The 19676-nt window shown below is 47.3% G+C and carries 12 protein-coding genes; 9 read left to right on the forward strand and 3 right to left on the reverse strand.

From position 1 onward, the window contains the following. Positions 1-183: 183 nt before the first annotated feature. From AC1DM9_RS18965 to AC1DM9_RS18975, 3 genes are all read left to right on the forward strand, one after another. Positions 184-1071, forward strand: a complete 888-nt coding sequence (locus tag AC1DM9_RS18965; protein WP_076266328.1) for a carbohydrate ABC transporter permease — start codon at positions 184-186, stop codon at positions 1069-1071. Beyond that, on the forward strand, positions 1071-1904 hold the full coding sequence (locus AC1DM9_RS18970; protein WP_076266327.1) for a carbohydrate ABC transporter permease: 834 nt from the start codon (positions 1071-1073) through the stop codon (positions 1902-1904). The genes AC1DM9_RS18965 and AC1DM9_RS18970 overlap by 1 nt, the downstream gene beginning before the upstream one ends. 149 nt (positions 1905-2053) lie before the next feature. Then, on the forward strand, positions 2054-3370 hold the full coding sequence (locus tag AC1DM9_RS18975) for an ABC transporter substrate-binding protein (RefSeq protein WP_441874638.1): 1317 nt from the start codon (positions 2054-2056) through the stop codon (positions 3368-3370). A gap of 121 nt (positions 3371-3491) precedes the next feature. Here the strand turns inward: AC1DM9_RS18975 and AC1DM9_RS18980 are convergent, their stop codons facing one another. Both AC1DM9_RS18980 and AC1DM9_RS18985 read right to left on the reverse strand, forming a co-directional pair. Next, a complete protein-coding gene (locus AC1DM9_RS18980) occupies positions 3492-4772 on the reverse strand; it encodes a glycoside hydrolase family 125 protein (protein WP_441874639.1) in 1281 nt (426 codons plus the stop codon). A 16-nt stretch (positions 4773-4788) separates the two neighbouring features. After that, positions 4789-7581, reverse strand: coding sequence for an alpha-mannosidase (locus AC1DM9_RS18985; RefSeq protein WP_477581625.1), 2793 nt, complete (start codon positions 7579-7581; stop codon positions 4789-4791). A gap of 414 nt (positions 7582-7995) precedes the next feature. Here AC1DM9_RS18985 and AC1DM9_RS18990 point away from each other — a divergent pair, with 414 nt between their 5' ends. From AC1DM9_RS18990 to AC1DM9_RS19000, 3 genes are all read left to right on the forward strand, one after another. Continuing rightward, the gene (locus AC1DM9_RS18990; protein ID WP_372238957.1) at positions 7996-8880 is read left to right on the forward strand and encodes an ABC transporter permease; all 885 of its coding nucleotides are present in this window, start codon (positions 7996-7998) and stop codon (positions 8878-8880) included. 19 nt (positions 8881-8899) lie between these two features. After that, positions 8900-9811 (forward strand): carbohydrate ABC transporter permease, encoded by a 912-nt coding sequence (locus AC1DM9_RS18995; protein WP_076266323.1) that lies wholly within the window; start codon positions 8900-8902, stop codon positions 9809-9811. 120 nt (positions 9812-9931) lie between these two features. Continuing rightward, positions 9932-11545 (forward strand): extracellular solute-binding protein, encoded by a 1614-nt coding sequence (locus AC1DM9_RS19000; protein ID WP_477511253.1) that lies wholly within the window; start codon positions 9932-9934, stop codon positions 11543-11545. A gap of 85 nt (positions 11546-11630) precedes the next feature. Here AC1DM9_RS19000 and AC1DM9_RS19005 read toward each other — a convergent pair whose 3' ends face one another. After that, the gene (locus AC1DM9_RS19005; RefSeq protein ID WP_477581626.1) at positions 11631-13844 is read right to left on the reverse strand and encodes a helix-turn-helix domain-containing protein; all 2214 of its coding nucleotides are present in this window, start codon (positions 13842-13844) and stop codon (positions 11631-11633) included. A 253-nt stretch (positions 13845-14097) separates the two neighbouring features. On the opposite strand from AC1DM9_RS19005, the gene AC1DM9_RS19010 reads away from it, so the two are divergent. The 3 genes from AC1DM9_RS19010 to AC1DM9_RS19020 all read left to right on the forward strand — a co-directional run bounded on the left by AC1DM9_RS19010 (position 14098) and on the right by AC1DM9_RS19020 (position 19628). After that, positions 14098-17217 carry a beta-galactosidase gene (locus AC1DM9_RS19010; protein ID WP_477581628.1) on the forward strand — a complete coding sequence of 1040 codons (3120 nt, stop codon included), beginning with the start codon at positions 14098-14100 and terminating at the stop codon, positions 17215-17217. Positions 17218-18017: 800 nt separating this feature from the next. Then, positions 18018-19184, forward strand: coding sequence for a PP2C family protein-serine/threonine phosphatase (locus AC1DM9_RS19015; protein ID WP_477581630.1), 1167 nt, complete (start codon positions 18018-18020; stop codon positions 19182-19184). Positions 19185-19253: 69 nt separating this feature from the next. Further along, the gene (locus tag AC1DM9_RS19020) at positions 19254-19628 is read left to right on the forward strand and encodes a hypothetical protein (RefSeq protein WP_339205464.1); all 375 of its coding nucleotides are present in this window, start codon (positions 19254-19256) and stop codon (positions 19626-19628) included. The last annotated feature ends 48 nt before the right edge of the window (positions 19629-19676 follow it).

Below are 19676 nucleotides of genomic sequence, written 5' to 3' on the forward strand. Positions count from 1 at the left end.
CAATCGCCCGCTTTCTGTCTAAGTCACTCTTGCATAAACACAGTAACCGATCCTGCTGCGGATGGTCAATATAGTCCACCTACCTTATCATCATCCTCTGTGGTTTGATGGGGGGACTCGGTTTTATACTGTGAATATCAACAGATACATTGACACATAGGGAAGAGAAAGGGGACGAGAATGATGTCCAAAAAAATCAAGTGGAACGAATGGATACAGCAAACGGTATTTGTTGGACCGGGACTCATTGCCTTTATATTGATTGTGCTTGCGCCATTCGTGATGGGTTTTTACTACACCTTTACGGAATGGAACGGGATGGACCTCGGCAACGCCAAATGGGTAGGAATGAAAAATATAGTTAAGATTTTCTCGGACGATGAGCGTTTTTGGAATGCATTCTGGTTTACGACTAAGTTTACGGCTGCCGCGGTTATCGTCACCAACCTGCTGGCATTTCTGTTATCTCTGCTGCTTACGCGAAACCTGAAGAGCCGCAACATTTTGCGAACCGTATTTTTTCTGCCTAACGTAATCGGGGGACTGCTGCTCGGCTACATTTGGTATTTTATATTCGTAAGGGGCTTTCGTGCTATCGGCGAAGCGACGGGCTTCGGATTTTTTAACCTTCAGTGGCTAGGTACTCCGAATACTGCCTTCTGGGGCATCGTTATCGTATTCGTATGGCAGACGGCAGGGTATATGATGATTATTTATATCGCAGCTATGATCAGTGTGCCGAAGGATTTAATCGAGGCCGCCAAAATCGACGGGGCAGGAGCTTGGCAAATGCTGCGTTCGGTCACCGTGCCGCTTATTATGCCAGCCATTACGATCTGCTTGTTCCTTACGACATCAAACTCATTCAAAATGTTCGATTTGAACCTGTCGCTCACCGCTGGCGGTCCTGGCAATGCAACGGAATCGATTGCGCTAAACGTTTACCGCGAGGGGCTGGTTAACAACCGTTATGGACTTGGAACAGCGAAAGCGATGATATTCTTCTTCGGCGTAGCTTTAATTACAGTCACGCAGGTATGGTTCACGAAGAAGAAGGAGGTGGAGGCGTAATGGAAAACAAACAGCGCTACACACCTCTCATTTTATTGCTCGAAATTATAGGTATCGCGGCTGCGCTCATTTTCTTGGCACCGTTCTACTTTTTGATCATCAACTCGTTCAAGGAGCTCAAATTTATTTTGCTCAACGCCGCTTCGCTGCCAGAGAAGCTGGGGCTGGACAACTTCAAGCGCGCATGGGTTGCTATCGATTTTCCGACGGTGTTTCTGAATTCGTTTATGGTGACCTCGATTAGCGTCCTTATGCTTGTCATCGTCAGCTCCATGATGGCTTATCGCTTGGTTAGGCGTCCGACGACCTTTAATAAAATATTGCTGACGGTGCTTATTGCTGCCATGATCATTCCGTTCCAATCGGTTATGCTGCCGCTGATGCGCATTACGTCGATGTTCGAATTGCGCGGACATTTGTATGGTATCGTTATATGCTATATGGGCTTCGGCATTTCCTTATCGATGTTTCTGTATCATGGGTTCATTAAATCTGTTCCGCTAGAGGTAGAGGAAGCGGCGGTTGTGGATGGCTGTTCACCTTACGGCGTGTTCTGGCGTATCGTGTTTCCGCTGCTGAAGCCGATCACGGTAACGGTCATTATTTTGAACGTGCTGTGGATTTGGAATGATTATTTGCTGCCAGTGCTCGTTATAAATGATAAGCTGACTACGATTCCGCTCGCCGTGCAAAAGTTTTTTGGCCAATATTTGCGCAAGTGGGATCTCGCAATGGCTGCACTCACGCTTAGTACGATTCCGATTATTTTGTTTTTTTTATTTTTGCAAAAGCACATTATTGAAGGAATTACAGCCGGTTCAGTTAAAGGTTAACGATAAAAAGTTTTATTATGGAAGTTATCAACATTTTACACCTAGAAGTACAATATATTCGGTGTTGTGCCACGTTGTTGCACAATTATAATGACGATGTAAGCGATACAAAAACGAAATGATATATAAAATTTGCGGGAGGTCATAAGATGAAAAAAGTTTCCTTACTTATGCTAGCTGCTATTATGCTCATCGTTCTGGCAAGCGGCTGTGGAAGCAACAACGGCAACAGCGGGAAAGCAACAAATGCACCAAAAGAAACTGAAAAAAACGGTGGAACAGAAGCGACGGCAGCGCCGAAGAAGGACGTTACCATTAAAGTGTTTCAATTCAAGGTAGAGATAGCTGATGCACTTGCCAAAATGGCTGCTGAATACGAGAAGGAAACCGGCGTAAAAGTGGAAATCGAGACACACGGCGGCGGGGAAGACTACAGCGCATTGCTGAAAGCAGAGCTGGCTGCCGGCGAGGAGCCGGAAATTTTCAACTCAAGCGGCTGGGCAGGCTTCGATCCTTACGTGGACCGTGCGACGGACTTGACTGGCGAGGCTTGGGCAAAGGATTTGGTTGAAGCATCGAAAGCGCAAATTACGCGTGACGGCAAGCTGCTTGGCATGCCGATGAACCTTGAAGCTTATGGCTTCACCTACAATAAGGATCTATTTGCAAAAGCAGGCATCACCGACCTGCCGCAAACGCTCGAGGATCTAGAAGCAGCAGCTAAAAAGCTGAAGGATGCTGGCATCATTCCATTTGCGCTTACTTCGGAGTGGTGGTCGATGGGCATTCATACGCTAAATATCGCATTCGCTAACCAAGCTGATCCTGCGGCATTTATTGAAGATGTGAAAGCGGGCAAAGTGAAGCTGAAAGATGATCCGATCATGAAGCAGTGGATTCGCCTAGTGGACATTATGTTCGCGAATGGTCAAGACAATGCGCTGACAACGGATTACAATACGCAGGTAGCGGAGTTCGCAGCAGGCAAATATGCCATGATTCAGCACGGCAACTGGATTCAAGGCATGATTGATGAAATTGATCCAGCGCTTAACCTTGGCATGATGGCTGTCCCTCTTCAAGGCAAGCCTAACGTATTTACCGGCGTACCGAACAACTGGATTGTCAACAGCAAATCCGACCAAGTCGAAGAAGCGAAAGCCTTCTTGAACTGGATGGTTACTTCGGAAACAGGCAAAAAATTCATATCAACCGATTTCAAATTTGTACCGGCATTGTCCTCCATCGAGCCGAACCCAGAAGCGGTAGGCAAAATCGGCGGCGACTTCGCGACCTTCGCCAATGCTAATCCTGAGCAAGTGAAAAGCTGGAACTGGGATCGTTTCCCTGACGGCATTACACAGCAATGGGGTGCAGCAATGCAAGAATACCTCGGCAAGCAAATTACTAGCGATCAATTGCTTGAAAAATTCGATAAAGCGGTACAGGATATCGTGAAAAAATAATATTTTGAGCAAGCAGAAGATTATGATGCTCCCGTATCTTCTATAATAGAAGAGGCAGCTCCTTAGGTTATTGACCTAAGGGGCTGCCTCTTATTCGTGAGAGACTTACCCGTACACGAGACTATACGATGTCTCTATCCATTGCCTCGCAAATCAACATGGCGAACAGGCTGTTGGACCAAGCGAACCATTCTCGCGAGAATACGGACGGATCGTCCGGATGGAAGCCCTCGTGCATAAAGCCCGTATCTGCATCTGTATTCACGAGCATATCGATAAGCTCTTTTATTTCTTCATTATTATCAGCAGTCAACGCTTGCATCGACAAAGCCATATGCCATACATGCCCGGCAGGCGTATGAGGGCTGCCTATGCCTTTGGCAAATTTGCCTTCAAAGTAAAACGGATTTTCATGGCTCAGCGCAAACCTGCGTGTGTTTTGATAAATGGGATCGTCCACAGGCGCATAGCCGAAATAAGGAATAGACAGCAGTCCAGGTGTACCCGCGTCATCCATAAGACAGTAGTTTCCATACCCATCCGTTTCATAAGCATAAATTTTGCCGAATACCGGATGATTGACGATGCCGTACGCTCTGATGCCGAAGTCGATCTCCTGCCGCAGCTTCTCTGCTCTTGCGGCCAATTCTTTGTCGCCATACACTTGATCTGCAATATCCCGAATGTAGCCCAAAATAACGACGGCAAACATGTTGGAAGGAATGTTGTAGCCGAACAGGCAAGCATCATCGCTTGGACGGAAGCCCGACCAAGACATGCCTGTGTAGTTGACCGGCAGTCCTAACCCGTCATTTTGCAGCGTTTCGGTTTCTTTAAAGCCTGGACGCACGAAGCGGTAAGGGGACTTCTCTTCATGCCGCTGCTCTGTTTTGATTACATGGACAATCGAGTTTAAGGCTTGATAGCAGGCATCGTCGAAAATATCGCTTTTGCCCGTTTCCTGCCAGTACATATAGGCGAGCTGAGTAGGAAAGCACAAGGAATCCAGCTCATATTTGCGCTCCCACATCCAAGCTGTCATATCCGATTGATCGCCGGCATTATAATGTTTGCCGCTTGCCGTCTCATTAAATGCGTTCGTATAGGGATCTATATTAATATAGAACATTTGACGGCGAATTACGCCGCTAATAATACGCTGCAGTTCAGCATCCTCCTTGGCATAAGGGATGTAATGACGAACCTGCTCCGTAGAATCCCGCAGCCACATCGCCGGAATATCTCCTGTAATGACAAAGGTAGTGCCATCGTCCATCAGCTCGATCGTTGTCTCCAGCGTATTTGGAAAACAATTTTTGAACAGCTTTTGCAGCTTGGGACGATGCGCAAGGCGCTGGTCCGCCTCAGCTAATACGTTAATAATGGAATCTGGTAATTTCATAAGGTTTGCCTCCTGATTAGTTCAATTGTAATGAGTAGGTTATAATTTTTGCTTTTCCAATGGTTTGGCGTACAGAGCTGTTCTGAATGCTCGCGGCCTCTTGGCGCCGTTCCAAAATATCGCTTTGATAAATATGATCTACGCCAAAATTAGCTTCAAACGCCAGCTCCTGCGGCTCGCCCGCAAGGTTGTACCAACGAATAATGACATCGCCGCTTTGCTGCGACACTTTAAAGGCGGACAAAGCGAACCCTTTGCCTTCCCACTTCAGTGGCTCATAGGTTGCCGGGAGCGAGCCTTGTTGATTTCCGGTTTGCAGGTGGAACCAAGGCGCTTGGAATTGGTAAGCTTCCACAAATGCCTCCGAAGAAATAGCATCGCCGGCGTGCGGGAATAGGGAGAACTCTACGGTATGCTCGCCAAGGCACTGCGCCTCTGGTGTCGGGAATACTCCCCAATCTCCCAGCTCAGAAACAGAACGGAGAAGCGTAACAGCTATGGCATTAGATCCATCACGAAGCACTTCGTATTCGTTAAGACCTCTATTAGCGACACTTAAGCCGTTTTCGCCGTCGGACACACTAACAAATGCATGTTGATGCTGTGCATTGCTTGGATTTATCCACTCCTCCGCTGGTGTCGTATCACGGGAAGCGACCTCGAAGATCGAGTCAGCCAAATGCTTGTCCGAATTCAGCCCAGTTGGGAACAATACGCGAAGGCGATGATCCTTGGCCTGATTATTGAAGGATGCCTCCAGCTGCAGACTTTTGCCACATTGCTCTAGGCTAACGCGAGTGACGATGCGCATCGGCACCATATGGTCGACTCGTTGGGCTTGCCGATCGCGGAAACGTACCATTTTTCGTTTTTCAGTGGTGAATGTATCATCAGCTCTGGCTGGAATTGCCCATTCATGAACAATCTCGTACGTGACCCGATAAGCTTCATTCTCAACAAGGGTTATCGTTGCCGGAATACCCTTGGTCGTAAGAGGCTGTTCTCCCTCAGGCTGCCGGAATACATATTCATTGCCAATGTCGCCGCAATCCTCGTAAATGCCAAGTCCTTGGAATGTTTTCCCGGTTACTTTATCTGTTAAATGATAAGAGCCGTCTGCTTCAAAGCTTACAGCAATATATTGATTTTCCATGCCGCTTGGGCTGGCGATTAGTGATGTGTTAGCCACTAAAGCCGGGGCTGCAGCGGATTCTTGCCATGCATACGTTTTGAAGCCAAGCGCCGGAACCCGGCTTGCTTCAAACGTTAACTTTATTTTGCGAGCCATATAAGGCTGGCGGAATTTATCCTTCGGCAGCTCATAACCGAAATGAACGCCTAAATCCTCCACTTTGGCAGCAATCGCATAACCCTCGTCATCCAGCAGAGCCCCATTCTCCAAATGAAGCGGAAGCTTCTCAAGCCGTTCAGCAATGGCAGCAGGGTTAGGCCCTTCCTTGAAATAAGCTTTGGCAACGATGAGTTCCGCGCTTACTGTACCGCTGCGCTCCCAACCCGTCATGTTGAAAATAGTAACCGGCACGCTGGATTCTCCCCATGCTTTAACTCCGCTCGTATCGATCTGTCCCGCAATTGCACTCAGGCTCTCCGCTACAATGGATTCGGCCGTATGGCGGCTCTTATCGAATCGCGTCACCATTTCCTGATGCACTTCGTCTACGCTGCAGCCGCAAATACTGTCATGAGGATGATTTTGCATAAGCGTCTTCCAAGCATAGGTCAATAGCTGATGCGGATAGCTTTGGCCGCCGACTAGATGTGCAAGTGCAGCTAGAGGCTCAGCGCCTTTCTCCAGCAAGGTTTGCCCCCGCTGATTGAGCTGCTTCAAATAAACCCGAGCGGAAGCCGTGTTGACGAGCGTGCTCCACCCGTCTGTATGCTGGCTGCGCAGCTCGCCCTCGACCGTCGTCAAATGAGAAGGCAGCTGTCCCTTCAATGCCTCGATATATTGCTCAAAGCTGGAATGAACAAAGGTAACGTCCGGGAAAAGCTCGCTTGCCGTGCGAATACCCTCGGATAAGTTGGTTTGAACAGGCTGATGATCACAGCCGTTCATGAATAGAAGCTCTGGCGTAGAAGCGTATTTGCTGGCATCGCCAAGTCTTTTGGTCCAATAGGCTTTTGCTTCTTCTGGATCTGTCGGCACTTCCATCCCGTTGTTGTACCAGCTCGCGAATAGCAGTCCGAGCACGGATGAACCGTCAGGAGAGGTCCAGTGCATTTCTGAATAAGGAGATTCATAGTTGGAGCCGGTCGTTTCACCAACCATATTATCGAAGCCGGTCGGCTTAACGCCCCGTCCAAACACAGCGGTATCAATATCTGCTTGCTTCAGCATTTGTGGAGCCTGCCCCATATTTCCGAAGGAATCGGGGAAATATCCAAGCTTTGAAATAACGCCATAATAAGCAGCGTCTTGATGCCCAATCAACAAGTTGCGGACATTCGCCTCGGAGCTTGTCAGAAATTCATCCTGCAGCACATACCATGGACCGATAATAATTCGGCCTTCTCGAATGTATTTCTCGAGCACTTCTCTTTTCTCAGGATGAATCTGTAGATAGTCTTCAATAATGATCGTCTGTCCGTCCAGATGAAAGCTGCGGAAGCTGTCATCCTCTTCCAAGATGCGAAGCAAATCGTTCATTAGCTCTGCGAGCAGCGTATGGTGGTATTCGTAAGGCATGTACCATTCGCGGTCCCAGTGCGTGTGCGAAATAAGATGGGCGGTTTTGTTTGTCACGGTCAAAAGCCTCCTGAATTGGATTGGAATTGTATGCGTGTTCATAAGGGATAATTAATAACGGCTGTTTAGAAACAGGCATTCGTAAGAAAGGTTCACACATTTATCCGCAAAGCACAATATGTATCACTTGCACCCCATTTTTGGACAGCATATCTAACACATTAAGAGCATTCTGATGAGTGAAAATAGGACAACTGTCATTGTGAAAAGCCTGTAAAACCCTATGGTTACGGCGTTTTCGAATGACAATGCAGATCATACATATTTACCGTTGATGGTGAAAATGACTACAATTTGGAATGTAAGCGCTAGTCAATTACAATGCCGGTTGCCGGTAGAGTGAAGCTGCGAATAACAACATAGAGAGAGGAGGATTCGAGAGAGATGGAAGGAAACGAATTGCAAGCTGTTCCATTAAACAAGAAGACAAGCGGAAACAAGTCGCTCGCAAAAAAGATGCTGCAAAACTGGGAGCTCTACTTATTTATGACTCCTGTCATGCTGTACTTTCTTATCTTCCATTATGGTCCGATGTACGGTATCCAGATTGCTTTCAAGAACTTCATTCCGACAAAAGGCATTATGGGAAGTCCGTGGGTAGGCTTCGAGCATTTTGAGAGATTTTTTAACTCCTATTATTTTTGGGACTTATTGTGGAATACGTTCAGCATTAGCTTATATGAACTGGCCATCGGTTTTCCGCTGCCCATTATTCTAGCGTTAGCATTTAACGAAATTAAGAACGGCTACTTTAAGAAAACTGTGCAAACGGTTACTTATGCACCGCATTTTATTTCTGTCGTTGTTATGGCCGGGATGATTATCACTTTCTTGTCGCCATCATCGGGAATGCTTGTGAGGCTAATCGAGCTGGTTGGCTTGGAGCCGGCTGCTTATCTTACGGATCCTAAATGGTTTAAGACGGTGTACGTCTTATCAGGCGTGTGGCAAAGCGCGGGGTGGGGGACAATTATTTACCTTGCAGCATTGTCTGGCGTAGACCCTCAGCTTCATGAGGCTGCTATCGTCGATGGCGCAAGCCGATTCAAACGAGTGCTGCACATCAACTTGCCGACAATTGTACCGACCATCACCATTTTATTGATTTTGAACATGGGCAATATTTTGGGCGTTGGCTTCGAGAAAATTTTGCTGCTGCAAAATCCATTAAATATGGGGTCATCGGATGTCATTTCTACATTTGTTTACCGAACCGGGCTAGTAGATGCACAGTATAGCTTCTCTACAGCTGTGGGCTTGTTCAATTCAGTCGTGAATGCGCTTTTGCTTATCATGGTCAACAAAATTGCGAAACGCACAAGCGAAACCAGTCTTTGGTAGGAAGGAGGAGCAGAATCGTATGGTTACAGCAGTAAAAGAATCAAAGGGCGATAAGCTGTTTCTCATTTTGAACTATATTTATTTGCTACTAGCGCTAATCGTTGTGTTGTACCCGGTGCTTTATATGGTCAGCGCTTCGATAAGTGATCCGAAATACGTCAATTCAGGTGAAATGTGGCTGTTTCCGAAGGGGATTACGTGGGAAGGGTACAAGCTGGTATTCGATAACGCGAAAGTTTGGAACGGATATCTCAATACGATCATTTACACGGTCGTGGGTACGCTGCTCAATCTAGTCGTTACCTTGCCTGCCGCGTATGCGCTGAGCAGAACCGACTTCATCGGGCGCAAGCTGTTCATGGGCATCATTCTAGTTACGATGTTCTTCAGCGGAGGCCTTGTGCCAAGCTACTTGTTAATTAAAAACCTAGGCCTCATTAACAGCATGGGTGCGCTTATTTTGCCAGTCGCTGCTTCAGTATGGAATATCATCGTGGCGAGAACCTTTTTCCAGTCTACGATTCCGAAGGAGCTGCAAGAGGCTGCACATATGGATGGCTGTACGAACTTGAAGCTATTTGTCCGTATTATTTTACCGCTATCCTCACCGATTATTGCGGTTATGGCTCTCTTCTATGGAGTAGGCCATTGGAATAGTTATTTCTCTGCATTGATTTATTTGAATGACGAGGCGAAATATCCGCTTCAAATGATTTTGCGTCAAATTCTTGTGCTGCAGGAAATGACAGCAGAGACTACGGGTGCCGCGGTTAGCGGTGAAGTAGCAATGGCGATGAATTCCAAGGCAGATGCGGCTTCTTTGGTCAAATATGCAGTCATTATTGTATCGACGCTTCCTATCATTGCCGTTTATCCGTTTTTGCAGCGTTACTTCGTACAAGGCGTCATGATTGGCTCTGTAAAGGGTTAGTTGCCTTGTTCGGAGCTTTTCCGAAGGACTTTGTGAGATAATGGACGAAGGAAATCATTCCTTCGCTTATTATATAGCATCATTTAAATAGTACAGAAGAAAAAAAGGGAGGATTTAAGAATGTACAAATCAAGAAAAGCAGCGTCCTTGCTGCTTGCAGGTGTGATGACGGTTACATTGCTTGCGGGCTGCGGCTCGAACGGCGACAAGGAAAAAGGAAATACGACTGGAGCGGGAGCAGGAGCAGCTGCAAACGTGAATAAGGAAGGTTTTCCAATCGTTAATGAGAAGCTTACCTTAACGCTAATGGCGCCGGACATCGGTATTCAGAACTGGAATGACATGCCGGTAATGGACGAAATGGAGAAATTGACGGGCATTAAATTTGAGTATTTGAATGCGCCTAGAGACAGCTTTGATACGAAAAAAAATCTAGTTTTTGCAAGCGGCGATTATCCTAATGTATTGTTTGGCGCAAAGCTAACTCAGGCTGAGGAGCTTAATTATGGTGGACAAGGCATTCTTATTCCACTGGAAGACCTTATTGACGAATATGCACCGAATGTGAAGAAGCTGCTTGAGGCTTACCCGGATATTCGCAAATCCATCACAGCACCGGACGGGCATATCTACTCCTTGCCAAGATTTGATTTAAACCAGCCATGGTACCGCAATCCGCTTTGGTATAACGGCGACTTTCTGAAAGCGCTTGATATTAAGAAAATTCCTGAAACAACGGAGGAATTGTACACTTATTTGAAGCGGGTCAAAGAAGAGGATCCGAACGGCAATGGCCAAAAAGACGAAATTCCACTCGCTTCCTCCTCGAAGATGAGAGATTTGCGGACGTGGATTCTAGGAGCTTTTGGCGCATATGAGGAAGAAATTTATGTAGATGACAAGGATGTTGTTCATTATACGCCTATGGAAGAGCCTTACAAGGCGTACCTGGAATACATGAATCGTCTTTGGAGTGAGGAACTGCTCGATCATGAGTCCTTCTCTCAAACGGATGATCAGAAGAAAGCAAAAGCTAAAAACAATCAAGTCGGATTGTTCTCGGAGTGGCATGCATACTTTACACTTGGCGGCGAGCCAGACACCGAAGATGTGCTGTTCAGCCCTGTGAAGAGCGATATGGTAGCAGCTCCTGCAATTGCAAAAAATAGAGGTTATTCAACAGGCGCCTTCGCCATTACGAGCAGCAACAAAGCGCCGGAAGCATCGATGCGTTGGGTCGATTATTTGTACTCCTATGATGGAGCAATGCTGTTTGACAAAGGACCTGAAGGTACGCTCTGGAAATACACTGACAAAGCTTCAATGACGAAGGAATGGCTGCCTGTTCCAGGCGGTGGAGATCGTGAGGAATACCGCTCAACACTTACGCCTAACTATGGTATTGCCGCGCCTATGGTTATTAGTGATGACCTTACAAAGGGCTTGAAAACAGAGTTCGATGAGTGGGTAAGCAAGGAAAATAAAGAAAAGCTGTTGGATCGCGGTGCAAGAGTTCCGTTTCCAGCATTGTTCTTAACTGCAGAAGAGTCGGCTGAGGTTACAAAGCTTCGCTCTGACCTGAGCACGTATGTTATGCAAATGGAAGCTAAGTTTATTACAGGTCAAGATTCGATTAGCGGTTGGGATAAATACGTTGGCACGATCAAGAAAATGGGTGGAGAACGGATGGCGGCGATTTATCAGACGGCATACGACCGCTGGAAAACGAGCTAACATCCAAGTAAATAAGCCAACTCTTGCACCGGAAACGGTGCTTAAGAGTTGGCTTTGATTATGAGCATGATGACAATGATGGGCTTTACTCCACATGGTGGACTTCGGGAGCATTAAGCTTACGGTATTGCCCTGGGGTAAGGCCTGTTTCTTTCTTGAATTTACGAATAAAGTTCGGTGTATCCAAGTATCCGACTTGCTCAATAATGTCTTTAAGTGGAGCATCGGTGCTCAGCAGCAGGCGCATGACCTCATCCATACGGCAGCGCGAAATATATTGTGAAAAGTTGAGGCCTGTTTTTTCTTTGAAGCTGCGGCTCAAATAGGAAGTTGAGATCGCGTATTTCAAGGCGATATGCTCCAGGCTGAGCGTGTAATCCGCATATTGCTGATCCACGTACGCTACGATATCGTCCATTAAAGAATGCTGCTCGTTCTCGGTATTTCGTTCCACCTGGTCGCAAATTTGTTCGGCAAGCCTGTTCAGCTTTTGTTCGGTTTCTTCGAGTGTATCGAAGGTTGCCAAGGCAGAAATATGCTGAATAACGCTGTGCATGCCCATTTCAGAGGCTGCCCGCAGCAAGGCATTCAGCAGGTCATAGCAAAAGCAGCGCAGCAAGGATACCGATAATGACTCGTTTTTCATATCAAGGATGATGCTGCTAATCATTTGTCTGGCTACGATTGCGTTTCCTTGCTTTAAGCTTTGCTCTAGCTTGAGCAGCGATTTTTTGGAGATCCAGAAGGTCTCTGTATCAGGCGAGCTGAGCTCTGCCAAGTGTTCAAAGTAAGTGACGTGGCCATTGCCGCCTGCCAATCGGAATTCCAGCGCGGTAGCCGCTTCGATAAAGGATTGATTAAGCTCTGCCAAATTCTCGTATGGCGTACCAACCCCTAGCGATGGCAGCAGCTGCGAGTTTTCCATAATCATGAGCTTTATGGACTCAACGATTTGTTCAATCTGCTCCTGCAAAGGTACGGACTCTGATGGTACAAGGCTAACCATGAACGCAAATTGCTCTGCTGGGGAGAACTCGATCCCATAAACTCGCGAATGGAGATCCGGCAGCTCCAATTCATGGAGCATTTCCTGCATCTGCTGGCGTTCCTGACGGGAATTTTCGCCCGTATTGGAAGCATTCCAAGCCAAAATAACAGAGAAATAATACCCTTGCCCCTGCGGAAGCTCAAGTCCTGCATCCAAGACTAGCTGCTCGATCTCTGGGTCGTCAGGCTTGCCATGCTTGAGTAGAAGCAGTAAGCACTGATTGCGAACATAAGGCACCTGTATATCTATTCGAGCATTATAATCATGAATGGTCTGCTTGATCCAATCCCATTCGTTGCTGATTTTTGCTGAATCTAATGCAGTGCTTTTGCTCTTTTGTTTGGCGAACTCCATTAAATCTTTAATGGGATGGTATTGACGCTTGGCCAATAACATAGCTGCGGCAATGCCCGTCAGTACGACGATGCTGAATACAAGCAGAATCAGAGTCTGAATGTGAACGACACGGCTGAAAAATTGATGGCTCGGCATTGCGGCGACGTAAGTCCATCCATTTTCTTGCGATAGCACAGCAACAACAGACTGCTTCTCGCCGTTCAGTGTCAGGCTGTGAATGCCTGGCTGCAAAGCAGAGAGGATAGCTAAGTCACCCTGCGGCATGCTTGCTCCATGATTATTGGCCGTCAGCATTTTGCCGTCCTGATCAAAGATATAGCTGCTGCCGGAAAAGTTGTTGAGGATGGAATCCATGACTCCGGTCAGCTTGGACTCTTCCATCAAATAGACAACGGTTCCATAAGGAAAAGGATCATTTGGCATAATCGGAACGAGCAGCGTAAGCATAGATTCCTTGCGGTAGTTAACGTTGACCTGCTCAGCAGGACGCATAATCGGACCTTTGGCTTCATTTAGGTCATGAAGTAAATCCTCTTTACTCACTTGATTAAACTGATAGGTTTGGCTGAATAAAACATCTACATTGGTAAGGCCGCGAGATGAGTAAATAGTGGAATCCTCATGGAAATATAGGAATAAATCTTCCAAAATGCTGCTGTTGGCTTTGTAGGTAGAAAGTTGACGAATAGCTTCCCAGCCGAAATAGGGATCACGAACCATATAAGGCGTTAATTGCTCGTCGTAAGCTATTTTGCTGGCGATTTCCTGAAGCTCTCTCATCCGGTCATCAATCGTCATTTTCACTTGATTCAATTGATTCACATTGGACTGTTCTATCTCTGAGCGAAGACCAGTGACTGCGTTTTCATAAACGAATATGGTAACTCCGGTCAAAGGGATTAGGAAGATAAGTATGTACGACAAGGCGTATTTTAGAAGTAAGCTTGATTTCAAATGATTCCAATTTATTTTGGCTCGTGACAACGAAGTTGACTTATTTGTGAGCTTTGACACGACTGTGTTCGCCTCCAGTACGTAATTGTAATCCATGTTCAATCATGACGCTTAGTCTTCCATTATGCAATAAATAGCGGATCATGGAAAGTAAAGATCCATAAACAATAGAGAAATGATAGGAGCGAGAACCATGAAAGCAGTACTATTTTATGACCCTACTTTTCCGTTAGACGGCTGTGCGCCAAATACAGAGGCACTTCAAAAGCTGAATAGTCTGTTTAAAGTAACCGATGCGGAAGGATTGTCAGCAGCTCTTAAAGAGGACGGGGTAGACTGCCTCGTTCATTTGCACGGATCGTATTTTCCGAAAGCATCATGGCCGGAAATACTCGCTTTTGTAAAGCGGGGCGGGGGATTGATTCATGCAGGCGGAGCCCCTTTTAAACAGCCGGTGAGCCGGGATGGCGAGCAGTGGGACGTCCAGCAGGAGATGACAGCGTACCATCAGGAACTATTTATTCATGAAGCGCTTGCTGTCGATCATACGCGCTCGACTGAATTGTGCCACAATCAGGAGCTGCCTTTGCTGCAGGGCAAGGAGCATTTGTTCACGATTGAACCTACGTTTGGCCTTATTTTGCATGTGACGCATGAGCGGGATCAGCTGAATCAGGCTACGGGCTCGCAGGGACCGATGAATGCACACATTCGTCCGCTTCTGAAGGGAATGTCGGCAGGCGGCCGGGAAGTATCGGCTCCTGTCGTTCTGATCGAGCATAACAAGGGCGACTTTGCAGGCGGACGCTGGTTGTTTGTGAATCAACAGCTGACTGACCGTTTCTGGTCGGGCGCAGGCGCGGATGCTCTTGCAGAATGGGCGGCATTTTGTGCGAGGGGTGTAACTGAGCTTTGGATTAAACCGAGCTACGCTGTTTATTATGAAGCAGAGAGACCGCATCTGACGCTTCAAGCACAGCAGATTAAAGCGGCATACGGCTATGAGCAAAGCAGCAAGCAAGAGAACTGGTCGATGGCTATTTCTATTTATAAGCAAGGAGAGGCTAAGGCGGTATGGGAGCATCAGTTGAGCGTGAGCGTTGGAAGCGAAATCGAGTATATGAGTTTTAGTGTACCGCTCGCTATTGAGCCGGGCTTGTATGAGATTGTATGTGAAGCCGAAGCTGAAAGCGGAGAAAAAAGAGTACTGCGGCAGGGCTTCTGGGGGTATGACCGCGATTTGCTGGAGAGAGGTACGCCGCTTGCAGTTGGTCGGGATTATTTTGAGAAAAATGGCGCTCCCTTCCCGATTGTAGGAATGACGTATATGACCTCGGATGTTGGCCGGAAATTCGTGTCTATGCCAAATGCCGCGATCTGGGATCAAGATATGGCGACGATGAAGGAAGCCGGCATCAACCTGATTCGTACCGGTTTATGGACGGCGTGGCGGCATCTTATGTTCGAGGATGGACATGCATCGGAAGAGCTGCTCAGAGCTGTAGATGCTTTTATTTTGACAGCGGCTAAACATGAGATTGAAATGACCTTCAGCTTCTTCGCCTTTGCTCCCGAAGCTTGGGAAGGCAAAAATCCGTATCTCGATCCAAGAAGCGTACAAGCACAAAAACGGTTTATTGCAGCGATCGTATCCAGGCATAAACACACGTCCAATGTACAGTGGGATTTGATCAATGAGCCTTCATTATTTGATCATATGCGCATTTTCTCAGGGCCTCGCTCCATGCATGATCCTTTTGAAAAAGCAGCCTATGTGAATTGGCTAAAGCAGCGGCACGCATCGATTGGCAAGCTGCAGGCGCGGTGGAATATGACGAGCACGGAGCTGCCGGACTTTGAAGCGATCACCTTGCCGGAGCAAACGGACATCGCGTTTGATATTCAAGACGTGAAGAAGCTGAAGAAAAACACGCGCTGGCTGGACTATACACGGTTTACGATGGATATGCATAACCGCTGGGTAGGGGAGCTTACGGCAACGATTCATGCCATTTCCCCGCGTCAGCTCGTGACCGTTGGCCAAGACGAGGCGCTTGGCATGGGGCCGCGTCCTTCCCCGCTAATTTATGCGGAAAGCGTAGATTACACAACCGTACACACTTGGTGGCTGAATGACAGGCTGCTATGGGACAGCGTATATGGCAAAGATCCTAGCAAGCCGACCTTGATTCAAGAAACGGGCATTATGTATGTGGAAATGCCGGATAACCGGGCGAAGCGTTCAGAGGAAGAGCTGAGGAACATCTTGGAGCGCAAATATGCATATGCTTTTGCCGCAGGCGGCGCAGGTGCGGTGCAGTGGCTGTGGAATACAAACTATTTCATGGACAACGTTTGCGAGTCGAATATCGGTGCACTGCGGGCTGACGGGACACAGAAGCCGGAAGCGGATGTATCCTATGATTTTGGCAAATTTATTGGGCAGATTTCGAGCTTGTTTGAGGAACGCCAGCTAGAGGAGATTGCGGTAGTGTTTCCTTACTCCAATGATTTTTCCAGCCGCCGTTTTGCATGCGAAGCGACAGGGAATTTAACTCGTGTGCTGGGCTACGAGATGAAGCTTCCGCATCGCGGCATTGGAGAGTTTCACTTGGAAACCTTGCAGCGCGACAAGCCGAAGCTCATTATCGTTCCGAGCGCTCACAATTTCAGCGATGCTGCGCTGACGGAGCTGCTTGCGCATGTTGAAGCGCATGGAGGCACGCTGCTCTTCACCGGACCTATTGGGCTGGATGAATATTGGAAGCCAACCTCACGGGCGGAATCGATTGTGGGACCGTATCGTTTAAGCAATATATCGCGGGAAGAAACGCTGCAAATTGGCGAGCGTACCTTCAAAGCTTCTTTCGCAGGCAAGAAGATTGGCGAGCTGAACAAAGAAATTGCTTTGGACAGCAGCGGAAGCTATTCGGATGGCATTTCAACCGTTCGTACCATAGCCCACGGATTAGGCAAAGTCATGTGGTGTCCGCTGCCGCTGGAGCTTAACGAGCGTACGGATACACTTATAGCACTTTACGAGGCTGCGCTGCATGAGGCTGAGGATTTGAAGCCAGGCATCGTATGGGAAGCAGGCGGAGACCACCCGGGGATCTTCGGCAGCAAGCTGCAATTTAAGCAGGGAAGCCTGTATACTTTTATCTCGGAAGCGGGTATGGACTGTCCTATTACTGTGCGTGACGCAAAAACCAACAAGAGTTACAGCTTCGTGCTGGAGAGTGAACGCTCGGTTCTATTTGCGACGGATTTGGAAGGCAATGTGCTGGCGTCCTATCGCGATATTATCGTTTGAGTGATGTAGCAAGATTATTAGCTTAGACAACTGCAATTTTAAACGAGAGGCTGCTTCAAAGGTAGGTAAATCTACTTTTGGAACAGCCTCTGTTTCTTTTTAGGCGGTTGTTTTCAAAAAGCAGCTTCACTAACTGTAACTGAACGAAGTTAAACAAACATAAGCCTAGTTTCTAGCTCTATTTTTGATCAATGAGCTTGTTTGTTGAAAATAAGACTATATTTTAGCTCTATTTTCGCTGAAACGGTTTCATATCATACTGATATGCGGGTGATGGGGAAGTATAAGACTAATTTCTAGTTCTATTTTTCATCAATGGGATCGTTTGAAGAAAATAAGGCTATATTTTAGCTCTATTTTCCCTGAAACGGCTCTAAATCATGCTGAATTGCGGGATTGAGGAAGTTTAAGACTACTTTCTAGCTCTATTTATGGACAACGGGAGCGTTTGATGAAAAAAAGCCTCTATTTTAGCTCTATTTTCGCTGAAACGGCTCCAAATCATGCTGATTTGCTGGGTTGATGAAGTTTAAGTCTACTTTCTAGCTATATTTCTGAATAAGAGACTCGTTTGTTGAAAATAAGCCTATATTTTAGTTGAGAGGAGCAGAGGCGGATGAGAGCGTGCCGCATGGCTTCTTACCTTTTTGGAAAGCACCTTCTTTTTGTGCATCGGTTCCTTTCTGTCTAAGAAGTTGCTTATTATACACGTTTGCTACTTATGGTTTCGGCATAAATCGCTGCTAACGCAAATAAAATGGTAGATGGTGGGTGACAAGCTGAGGCGAGGCGGGGATCTAATGAACAGAAGAGGGATCATTAAAGGTTTGGCTATTGTTTTATTGCTGCTTGTAATCGTCTATATCGGAGTAGCGGCGATTCCGGATAAGCAGCTGGAACAGCTGTGGACTAGTGAGCAAGGAGAGATTATTGAGATAGCGATCGCAATTGGCATGATCGGGTTTGGGGCCCTGCTAATCCTGATTATTGTATTCGATCTGCCAGCTGGCAACAGCCGCATAAGCAATCGCAGCCATGGAGTGGTTGAAGCCGCTGGAGCGAAGACGGAGTCAAGGCCAGAGGTTGCCGTAACGCCTGCATGGGAGCCGCCACCCGTCCCTCTAAAAACACCTTCAATCGAGCAGATCGTTGGAGCCGCAAACGCTGCCGCTGAGTTAATAACGAATAGCCGCAATGCTGTCATCACGATGAAGGTCATTACCGGTCATGCACAGCATATTGGTGAGCGTGAGGAGCAGCAGGATGCTTATGGCTTCTCGTCACTCGATGATGAAGAAGCTATTGAGCGTCACGGCGTGCTTGCTGTGCTTGCGGATGGCATGGGCGGCTACGCTATGGGGAAGGAGGCGGGGCAGCTTGCCGTGCAAACGATGCTGAATGAATATATAGCAAAATCAACAGAGGAGTCTATCCCGCAGGCATTGGAGCAGTCGCTGCATCTTGCCAATCAAGCTGTATATGAGATGGCGCTAAGTCATGAACTCGAATGGAGTGTCGGAACGACGCTTATTGCGACCGTCATCCATCAAGGAGAGCTGTATTGGATATCTGCCGGCGACAGCCGAATTTATTTGTTTCGAGGCGGAGTGCTCATGCCGCTAACTAGGGATCATATCTATGCGAATCGGCTAAGAGAGTACGTTTTGGCGGGCAATCTAACACAGGAGGAAGCCGAGTCGCACCCGGAGCGTCATTTGTTAACAAGTTATTTAGGTATCCCTCGCATAACAGAAATCGATGCCAATCAAGAGCCGCTGCACCTTTTGACGGGGGATCTAGTTATATTGTGCAGTGACGGGCTCTATGACGACTTATCAGATAAGCTGCTGGAGGAGGCGTCGTGCTTATATCCTCCGCTTGCCGCCGCGTTTATTTTGCAGCATGTGCTTGCAGAACAAAGGCCTTACCAGGATAACGCAACGATAGCCATATTAGCTTGTGTGTAGGCTTATGGTTAGAAACGCCCAGATAGTGGGTAGTATAAGGTAGATGATATGAAGAAGGAGGTCTTTATAATGGATAATGAACATGATGTGCGGCATGCTAAAAGCTTAGCAACGGAAAAGGATATCGATCCTGATTTTGGTTTGTTTACGGAGGATGCGAGTGGCGCAGCTGTGCCTCATGCATCGGAGCTGTTGGAGAAGCAGCATCCCGATACACACGTGCTTGAATCTCATATTCCTGCTTCGCTGGATAATCGTGCGGGGCTGGACGACGAGGTTGATACGCCAGAGGAAATTTCTGAGGAGCTGGCTTCGGTGCCCGATGCGGACGTTATGGCGAAGGACAGTCCGATCGATCCTGCGTCTCCCGGTGAGGAATTCCACGGCATTGACCTATTGAATGGTGTCGGCAATCACCCTGAGGATGAGACGGAAGAGCTCTAACTACTGATCCGCATAGATTAGCTGGAGAATAAGGCTTCCATAATAGAC

It is taken from the genome of Paenibacillus sp. 01T431 (assembly GCF_056398625.1).